This window comes from Clostridium sp. 1001270J_160509_D11 (assembly GCF_015667935.1).
Lineage (GTDB): Bacteria > Bacillota > Clostridia > Peptostreptococcales > Peptostreptococcaceae > Intestinibacter.
Map to the genome: position 1 here is coordinate 1 of NZ_JADPET010000116.1, position 9,708 is coordinate 9,708.

Consider the following 9,708-nt stretch of genomic DNA (forward strand, 5'->3'; position numbering starts at 1 on the left):
AAATTTTATTTATCTAATTTAATTAAATTGTAGGATTATTTTTTTAGTTTATCAAATTTTTTGTTCTATTAATTCTTTATGCTTTTATTAATTCTAAATCTCCTATAATTTCATAAGATGTATTTTCTTCTATATAAATAGTATCTTCTGGATTTAATTCTATTCTTTTATCACAAGTTATCACATATCCATTTCCGCGTATAATGGTAAATGAGCAAAATTTATTATTGGTTTTACCTCGCATCGATGTATTTACGATTATTTTTTCAACTTTAAAATATGGAGTTTCTAAAATTTCAAAGTTTTCCATCTTGCCATAGCCATTATCACCTTCATAATTTATAACTTCTAATGATTTTTGTATATGTAGCTCTCTCTTTCTTCCCCAATCATATAATCTATATGTTACATCGCTACTTTGTTGAACTTCAATTAATTTTATTCCTGCACCGATTGCATGTACTGTTCCCGATGGAATGTATATCATGTCGCCAGGTTTTACACTTATAAATTCAAGATTTTCTTCTAGTTTATTTTCTTTTATAATTTTATCTAATTTTTCTTTATTAAGACCTTTTTTAATACCGCAAACTAACTTTGCATCTTCATCTGCCTCAAGTATGTACCAACACTCTGTTTTCCCATTATCATTTTCATATTTTCTTGCAAATTCGTCTCCCGGATGCACTTGTACTGATAGAGATTGTTCTGATTTTATAATTTTTATCAATATTGGAAGTTGTGATTTTCTATAGTCTGCTAATGATTGGCCACTTTCTTCAATTATTGAAGAACCTGCTCTGTGAGTTGATAAATTCCATTTTTCGTATCCCCAGATTTTTTTGCTATAATACGGTTTCATTTTTAAAATTGACATTTGATTTCCCCCTTAAATAGTACGAACCTTTCAGACAGTTTTTCTGTATGAAAGGTTCAGATATAAATTATTATTTTATTCTTTCATATAAATCTATAAATTCCCCTGCCATATCAAGAACTGTCATTCCGTTCATTAGATGGTCTTGAGAATGTATTAATAATACAGAAACTTCATTTTTTTCCCCATTTGCTTCTGAAGTTATTAAATTTGTTTGATGCTTGTGAGCTTTATTTATTTCTGTTCTAGCATCTGCTAACATATTTCTTGCTTCTTCTATTTTCCCTTCTTTAGCTAGTGATATTGCTTCCATAGCCATGCTACGAGCTTCTCCACTACTACATATTATTTGAAATGATATATCAAAGATTGCTTGAGCTTGCATTTTATTTCCCCCTAATTATTTAATACTTATTTTTAAAGTTGCATAGACACCCTACAAGTCCCGCATCATTTAAAAACTTACATCTGTCTATATCAACATATTCATTTACACTTTTTGAAAAGCTATATTCAAATCTATCCATTCTTTCTTTTATCTCATCTATCAAACATTCTTGTTGAGAGATTGCTCCTCCTAAAAGAATTTTATCTGGATTTAAAATATAAGCTAAGTTGTATATTCCTAAAGATAAATCATCAAAGAATTCATCTAATATTTCTTTACAATCAATATCTCCCGATTTAGCTCTTTCAAATATTTCTTTTCCATCTACTTCTTCATGTAGTCTTTTATTTGCTTTTTCTACTAAAGCTCTAGTAGATGCATAATTGCTATAAATATAATGATCTGGATTTTCTCTTTTTGTCCCATTTATAAACATAAATCCGAACTCGCCAGCCATAAATTTACTTCCATGGTAAATATCATTATTTATGATTATTCCACCACCTATCCCAGTACCAATCGTTACGCAGACTAAGTTTTTGCATCCTTTTCCATTACCTAGTTTGTGTTCGGCTATTGTGGCACAATTAGCATCATTATCTATCGCAATTGGTAAGCCAAATTTATCTCCAAAATATTTTTTCATATTCAGTCCGATAAACCCATCTATTATTGTACCTGCTGTAATTATGCCATTTTCAACATCCACAAATCCTGGTGAACTTATAGATATTCCCTCGATTTTGTATAACTTTATATATTTTTTAACTACTTCGCACATATTATCTAAGATTTCTTGTCCATTATCTGCATTACTTTTAAAAGAATCCTTCGTTAATATATTCCCCTCATAGTCTAATACTCCATATTTGACAAAAGTTCCCCCAATGTCAAAACATATAACATTTTTAGAATCCATTATTATCAGCTACCTCTTTAAACCATCTACCACTTTTCTTTATAGTTCTTTTTTGTGTTTCTAAATCTAGTGCTATTAGTCCATATCTATTTTTATATGCATTTGTCCAAGACCAACAGTCGATAAATGTCCATAAATGATATCCTTTACAATTAGCACCTTCTGCTATTCCTTTGTGTAACCATCTTAGATGATTTTTTACAAATTCTATTCTGTAGTCATCCTCAACTACACCTTCAGCATTTATGTATTTTTCTTCACCTTCTACACCCATTCCGTTTTCAGATATATAGAAAGGTATGTTGTTGTAGTTATCTCTTATATTTATGCATATATCGTATATACCTTTTTCGTAAATTTCCCATCCTCTATATGGATTCATCTTACGTCCTGGCATTTCATAATTATCAAAGAACATATCTGGCATAAATACGTCTTCTTTATATTCACTTTCTTTTGCTTTTATTCTTCTTGGTTGATAGTAATTTACTCCTAAATATTGAACTGTATTATTTTTAATAAGTTCTACATCCCCATCTTCATAAACAGGCAATACATTATATTGTTTTAGTAATTCTACTAATTCTGATGGAACTTCTCCTAATACTGCCGAATCTAAGAAACTTCTATTGAAGAATAAATCTGCTATATGTGCAGCTTTTACATCTTCTTCATTCTCTGTACTTCTTGGGTAAGATGGTGTTAAATTAAGAACTATACCTATTTGACCATCTTGTCCTAATTCTTTATATTCTTTTATTGCTTTTGCATTTGCAAGCATTGTATGGAAGGCAACTTGTGCTGCTCTTTTTCCGTCTTGTACTTTTGGGTAGTGGAAGTTATAAAGATATCCACCTTCAACAGGGACAATAGGTTCATTAAACGTCATCCAATGTTTAACTCTGTCTCCGAATAATTCAAAGCATTTTTTTGCAAATTGTGCATAAGCCTCTACTACTTCTCTGCTTTCCCAACCACCTTTTTCTTGCATACACAGCGGCATATCAAAGTGGAATAAATTTATTATTGGTAATACATCACTTGCTATAAGCTCATCTATTACATTGTTATAAAACTCTACCGCCTTTGGATTAACTTCTCCCACACCATCTGGTATTAATCTCGACCATTGAATAGAAGTTCTGAATGAATTATGTCCAGTTTCTTTTAATAATTTTATGTCATCTTTATAATTAACATAAAATGTAGATGTATCTTGTGGTCCTACATTATCGAAGAATCTCTCTGGCTCTTCTTTATACCAATAGTCCCATATACTCATTTTTTTACCATCTACATCTCCTGCACCTTCTGATTGTGGTCCTGATGTTGCTGTTCCCCACCAAAATCCTTCTGGAAATTTATATTCTACTGTCATTTTTTCTCTCCCTTTTTCTATCTTTTATTTACTTTATTATCCCTTTTTACGTTGACCTTATCGCAGCCTATACTTGCAATTAATAGGCTGCGAATTATATAAATAACTTTTAAAATTTACTCATTATGTACTACTTGGCCTCTTCTTCTAATCCAGTGCCTTTTAAGCTATCTAAATCTTGCTCTTCTTGATAATTTCTCTTATCTAATGCTTTTAAGAATGGGAACCAAACTACAAATACTATTGCCATTTGTACTAACTGTAATATAGATCCTCTTATAGAGTTAGTTGCTAAGAATCCACTTAATAATACTGGTACTGTCCAAGGAACTGACACCCCTGTAGTCATTGGAACTAATCCTGTAGACATTGAAAGATAAGCAACTCCTGTTGATATCATTGGTGCTAACACCCAAGGTATTAATATCATTGGGTTTAAAACTATTGGTAAACCGAATATAACAGGTTCGTTTACGTTGAATATCGCTGCTGGAGCTGCTAATTTACCAACTTCTTTTAGCTGTTTACTCTTCATAAATGCAAGCATTGAAATTACTACAATTAAAGTCATACCTGTTCCACCTAAACTTACTGTGAAAGTTTCCATGAATTGTTTTGTTACTACGTTTGTTAATTGTTCTCCTGCACTAAATGCATTGAAGTTTTCTAAAGTTAATGTATTCCAGATTGGGTCCATAACTGAGTTTACTATGATTTGTCCATGTAAACCGAAGAACCATAAGATTTGAATTGCAAATATTGCTACTAATGTTGGTATTATACCTTTACCTAAGTTAGTTAATGGTGATTGAATTATTTGATATACAAAGTCGTGGGCATTTTCCCATGGTGTAAGTGCGAATACTGCTCTTAATATTAAGAAAAGTGATAATGTTAAACACGCTGGTATTAATGCTGAGAATGATTTTGATACTGCTGGTGGTACTGTTGGTGGCATTTTGATTGTCCAATTTTTATTTACTATTGCTGAATATAAGTAAGCTGCCCCAAATGCTGCAAACATACCTATGAACATACCTTTTGCACCAAGACGATCTATTGCTAAAACACTTGATAACATTTCGCCTGTGTCTTCTATTGGTGCTTCAAACGGTGTTAATAATAAGAATGCTACAAATGCAACTGTTGCACCATAGATAGGCTCTCCACCTAATTCTTTGCATAAATAATATCCTATACCTAAAGTTACGAATATTGTTGTAACTGACATTGTTGCTGTTGAAGCTGGTCCTAATACATTTTGTAAAGCTGCTAAATTAGCTTCTCCTATTAGTTTCCCTAAATAAGGGAAGTTTGCTATTACTAACATTATTGACCCGAATATTGTAAGTGGAAATGCAAGCATGAATGAGTCACGTAACACCATTAATATTTTATTGTTGTTTAGCTTTTCCCCCATGACCATTATTGCTGATTCTAATTTTTCAAACATAAAATTACTCCTCCCATAAATCCCTTTTAATTTAAACTTTTATAAATTCGGTAATTCTTTATATTTATCAGTAACAAATAATCAAATTTTTAAATTCAATAGATATGAACAGATAGGATTATAAGTTTCTTATTTATTAATTATCTGTTACTGATATTAGCTTAGTTTTCATGTCTATAATATATTGTTGAATTAATTATTATTTATTATGAACTAAATCCATTGCTAATTTTAAAACGCCTTTTCCATCACAGCGTCCATAAAGCATTGGTGGTACTACATCAACTGGTATGTTTAATTCTTTTCCTTTTGGTTCAAATTTTTTCTTTAAGAATCTCATTTGTGGACCAAATAATAATACATCTGCTTTGTTGATTTCACTATCAACTTCTGATTGTGCTACTGCCCATATTTCTACATCTATCCCCTCAGCTTGAGCAGCTTCTTTCATTTTATTAACTAATAAACTTGTTGACATTCCTGATGAGCACGCTAATAATATTTTCATTGTAAAATTCCCCCTTTGAATTTTATTAATCTCTTTGAATTTAATTTATATCTACAAATTTTTATTTATAAAATAATAGTAGCAAACTTCTTTCGCAAGTGCAACCCTTTTCCCATTTTTTTCTTATTATTTTTTGAGTTATTTTTTTATCTCAAAAAGGCCGCTCCAATTATCCCTGCATCATTACCTAAAGTCGCTACAACTATATCTGCAAAATTCTCTTTTTTATAAAGAATGTGCTTTCTTGTCATATCTTTTAAACCTTCTAATATGATATCTGAAGACTTAGATAAACCTCCACCAATCGCAATTATATCTGGATCTAAAGTATTAACAACGCCTGCAATTCCTATCGCTAAATAATTTTTAAATCTTTCTATAATTTCTTTTGCAAGTTTGTCTTTGTGTCTATACGCATCAAACACTATCTTAGCATTGATTTTATCTAAACAACCTTCGCACATATCTAAAATCATACTTTTATATTGCTTTGTATCTTTTTCTGACTGTTTAATTCTTTCTTGTGTATGTTTAATTAAGGCTGTTGCTGAACAAAAGGTTTCGAAACAACCATTATTCCCACAATTACAGTTATATGTATTTTCTCCAATTACAACATGACCTATCTCTGACGCCATTCCATGTGCTCCAACAAATGGCTTGTTATTTATAATAATTCCACCACCAATCCCTGTTCCAAGAGTTAATAAAACTGAAATATCATTTCCACTCATACTTCCAAATTTACTTTCTGCTAATGCTGCTACAGTTGCATCATTTTCCACAAATATATCAAACTCTGGGAAAATTTCTTTTAACTTTGGCACAAAATCCACTTCAAACCAACCCAAATTTACACATGTAACTTTACCTTCAGAGTTTATAAAACTTGGCACGCCAAATCCTATTGATTGAATTTGTTCATTTGTAATATCGTTTTCAGATAACATATTTCTCACCATTGTATTAATATCAGAAATAATTCTATCAAATCCACCATCTACATCAGTCTTACAATTTGCTCTGTAGATTATTTTCCCCTGCTCATCTACAACCCCTGCTTTTATTCCTGTTCCACCAATATCTACACCTATACTATACATTTTATCCCCCATTTCTCACTAATTGTATAGTTAAACAACTATACAATTAGTAACTTGCATTTTATATTTTATTAAAAAGTAGCTAATTTAAGTAATTTAGCATATTTATAATTATGTATTACTTTAGATACTTCAAATATATCCCCATTATTTAAAAATACTTTATTTTCTATTACTAAAGCTGGATCACTCATATCAAGTTCTAATTGTTCAGCAGTTTCTTCATCCATTTTATCTGCATATATTACTTTATCTGCAAATCCTATGTTTAATTTTAAATCTTCAAGTATATATGAATAAATAGATGATTTTGCTATATCTTCATTTAGATATGGAATAATATCTTTATTGTAATAAGAGTATTCCATTGAGAAAGTCTTTCCATCCATTATTCTAAGTCTCTTAACATAATAAATTTTTGTCCCTACTTCACATTTCATATCGTGTGCTAATTTTTCATCAGCATGCATAACTTCTATGCTTATGACTTTATTTACTATCTCTCTATTTGGAAAATCTCTTGTAAGTCCTTTCAATGTTTCTAAACTTATGTACCCCTTTAATATTGATTCTCTTACAAATATTCCACTCCCCTGTACTTGATATATGTACCCTTTGCTGGATAATATACTGATTGCTTTACGTACTGTCGTTCTACTAACACCATAATGTGCTACCAACTCTTCCTCTGTTGGCAATTTCCCTATTTTATTATACTTCCCATCTAGTATATCTTTTTCTATTTCATCTACTATTAATTTATATTTAGCACTCATACGCTCACCTCTCCTTTTATAAGACTCTTTATATTTTATTTTTGTTCTATACTATATATTATAATCAATAAAATTTATAAATACAAATTTTATTTATACCTATATTAATGTAATAAATAAGGAAGTACAAAATTGTACTTCCTTAAAATCAAACTTATTTTACATTTAGTAATTCTTTTTTTATTTCTTCAAATCTTTCATCATCTACCCACATTGTCTTTTTCATTCTCTCGTCATCAATTCTGACAATCTCAATTTTATCTGGGTTTATTCTTTTGATTACATCTTTTAGCTTTTCAACTGATTCAGCATCATCATTATATTTTTTAATTATAGTAATTTCAAATATAAATTTACCATTATACTGTTGATTAAATTCAACCATATTATCAATATACTCTTCTAATGTATAATCTTCTATTGGTCTTTGTATCTTTTTAAAATCTTTTTCTGTTATTGTTTTAATTTCTCCAATAACTTCATCACACTTGTTTGCTATGTTTATATACTCTTTTTTAGAAAGTATATATCCATTAGAAAGTAATCTCACCTTTAATCCTTTTGATTTTATAAAATCTAGAATTGATTCTACTTTGTTATTAACTAAGGCCTCTCCTTTTGAGTTGATAAACACTAAGTCTGGATTTGTAGTATCTATCATATTTTCTAATTCAGCAAGTGCCACATCATAATCTTCAAATTCTGTTGGTACATCAATTTTATTTTTTGATCTGCCAATTGGACAAAATACACAATCAAAATTACAGTATTTTTCTGGTAGTATATTAATTTCTAATACTCTTTTCCCTTCTTCAACATAAACATCCTTATAACTAAAATTATTTTTCATTTTAATAACACTCCTTTAATCTAAATAAAAAATTCACTTCGTTCATATCGCCAACGACTTCGTCCGTTGCTTAAAAATTCACTTTGTTCATGGCGCCAACGAATCAAAGATTCCGTCGCTTAAAATTCACTTCGTTCATATCGCCAACGAATCAAAGATTCCGTTGCTTAAATAAAAAAAAGCCTGGGAAATATAATTAAATATCTCCCAGGCTTTTCTCCTTCCGTGTTCACAAATAACTTGTGCGTTTTCTCTCGGACCAGCTAGTATATAAATACTACGGAACCCTAGAAAACTATGAATTTTAAGTTTGAAATGTTAAACTTATTTTAGCATAATTACATATATGAATCAAGCTAATTCATTTATTAACTCGCTTGTTGTATTTTGTTATTTTTAGCATATTTTTTATTATTTTTAGCTGCAGAATCTATGTAGTAAGTTCCTATTGCAAATACTGCTACTATACTTCCATATATATTAGTTAATTTTAAGAAAGATAGACTTTCTTTTTCGTAGTGACCTCCACCTTCTGGTGCCTCTAAATCTTGAGGTTGTATATGCTCAATAGCATATGAAAGTGTGTTATTTACTTTTGCGAAGTAAGATTGAGTATGTATGTTATATACTCCTAAAACTAATATTGCTACAACTATAACTCTTGCTAATATTTTTGATACTGTTGTAGAATTTTTTATATTGAACATCTTTTTGAAGAAGTTTCTTATAAAGTTCCAGTAAAGTCCAACATGAAGACCTATAAATGCTATTGATAAATAAGAAGCACCTATGTGAAGCATCTTCCAGAACATTACTCTATCATAATTATCAGCTTTCATCATTAATATACCACTTGCTAATATTGTGAAAACTAATATAAATAAACAAGCACTTATAATATAAGATATTCTTGTTCTCGCTTTTAAATTTTTATCAAAGATTCTCTTTGTTATATTTACTACCCATTTTCTGTTTACAATTATATGTACTAGTATAAGTGCACCAAATATCATCCCACTTTTAATATGGAATTGGAAACTGATTAAGTTTTTATTGAAAAATGTTATAAACAGAGCAATCATAACTATGTCTAGTACGATTTTGAAAATATTCTTTTTATTCATTATTGCTATACTCTCCTTTTAAAATTTTTTATAATTAATTCAATTATTTTTTGATATTGATTTTCATTAACACATTTATTATATAATGTAATTCTTCTTTTAAATTTAAATATATTTGTTTTTTTTATACTATATTTAGTTAATTTAAATAAATATAGTGTAAAAATAGACATCTGTTGAATTTTAAAAAATTAACTAGAATTAAAAAACACCCTTTAAGTTAACTCCAAGTCAACTACTTTTTTGTTAGAAATTATCAATTTAATTTTATGATTTTATATCCCTAAATTTTTTTATTAATTTCATATATTCCATTGAAATTACTATTATTG

10 protein-coding genes and 1 riboswitch are annotated in these 9,708 nt (G+C 29.3%); all 10 genes read right to left on the reverse strand.

Translation table 11 applies throughout. The features are described from left to right. Nucleotides 1-76: 76 nt before the first annotated feature. Nucleotides 77-877, reverse strand: a complete 801-nt coding sequence (locus I4U58_RS10410; RefSeq protein WP_195931282.1) for a type I phosphomannose isomerase catalytic subunit — start codon at nucleotides 875-877, stop codon at nucleotides 77-79. 70 nt (nucleotides 878-947) lie between these two features. Then, nucleotides 948-1,262 carry a PTS lactose/cellobiose transporter subunit IIA gene (locus I4U58_RS10415; RefSeq protein ID WP_195931283.1) on the reverse strand — a complete coding sequence of 105 codons (315 nt, stop codon included), beginning with the start codon at nucleotides 1,260-1,262 and terminating at the stop codon, nucleotides 948-950. Between the two features lie 19 nt (nucleotides 1,263-1,281). Further along, complete coding sequence (locus tag I4U58_RS10420; protein WP_195931284.1) at nucleotides 1,282-2,184, reverse strand: ROK family protein; 903 nt, start codon at nucleotides 2,182-2,184, stop codon at nucleotides 1,282-1,284. Then, nucleotides 2,174-3,562 (reverse strand): glycoside hydrolase family 1 protein, encoded by a 1,389-nt coding sequence (locus I4U58_RS10425; RefSeq protein ID WP_195931285.1) that lies wholly within the window; start codon nucleotides 3,560-3,562, stop codon nucleotides 2,174-2,176. Before I4U58_RS10425 ends, I4U58_RS10420 begins: the two co-directional genes overlap by 11 nt. 130 nt (nucleotides 3,563-3,692) lie before the next feature. Beyond that, on the reverse strand, nucleotides 3,693-5,015 hold the full coding sequence (celB, locus tag I4U58_RS10430) for a PTS cellobiose transporter subunit IIC (RefSeq protein ID WP_195931286.1): 1,323 nt from the start codon (nucleotides 5,013-5,015) through the stop codon (nucleotides 3,693-3,695). 199 nt (nucleotides 5,016-5,214) lie between these two features. Next, on the reverse strand, nucleotides 5,215-5,523 hold the full coding sequence (locus tag I4U58_RS10435; protein ID WP_195931287.1) for a PTS sugar transporter subunit IIB: 309 nt from the start codon (nucleotides 5,521-5,523) through the stop codon (nucleotides 5,215-5,217). Nucleotides 5,524-5,669: 146 nt separating this feature from the next. After that, nucleotides 5,670-6,626, reverse strand: a complete 957-nt coding sequence (locus tag I4U58_RS10440; protein ID WP_195931288.1) for an ROK family protein — start codon at nucleotides 6,624-6,626, stop codon at nucleotides 5,670-5,672. 71 nt (nucleotides 6,627-6,697) lie between these two features. Further along, nucleotides 6,698-7,402, reverse strand: a complete 705-nt coding sequence (locus I4U58_RS10445; protein ID WP_195931289.1) for a GntR family transcriptional regulator — start codon at nucleotides 7,400-7,402, stop codon at nucleotides 6,698-6,700. A 154-nt stretch (nucleotides 7,403-7,556) separates the two neighbouring features. Then, nucleotides 7,557-8,252: a radical SAM protein gene (locus tag I4U58_RS10450; protein WP_195931290.1), complete on the reverse strand. Its 696-nt coding sequence runs from the start codon at nucleotides 8,250-8,252 to the stop codon at nucleotides 7,557-7,559. A gap of 202 nt (nucleotides 8,253-8,454) precedes the next feature. Then, nucleotides 8,455-8,554, reverse strand: a riboswitch (guanidine-I (ykkC/yxkD leader). Nucleotides 8,555-8,620: 66 nt separating this feature from the next. Then, on the reverse strand, nucleotides 8,621-9,376 hold the full coding sequence (locus I4U58_RS10455) for a DUF4405 domain-containing protein (protein WP_195931291.1): 756 nt from the start codon (nucleotides 9,374-9,376) through the stop codon (nucleotides 8,621-8,623). Nucleotides 9,377-9,708: the final 332 nt, after the last annotated feature.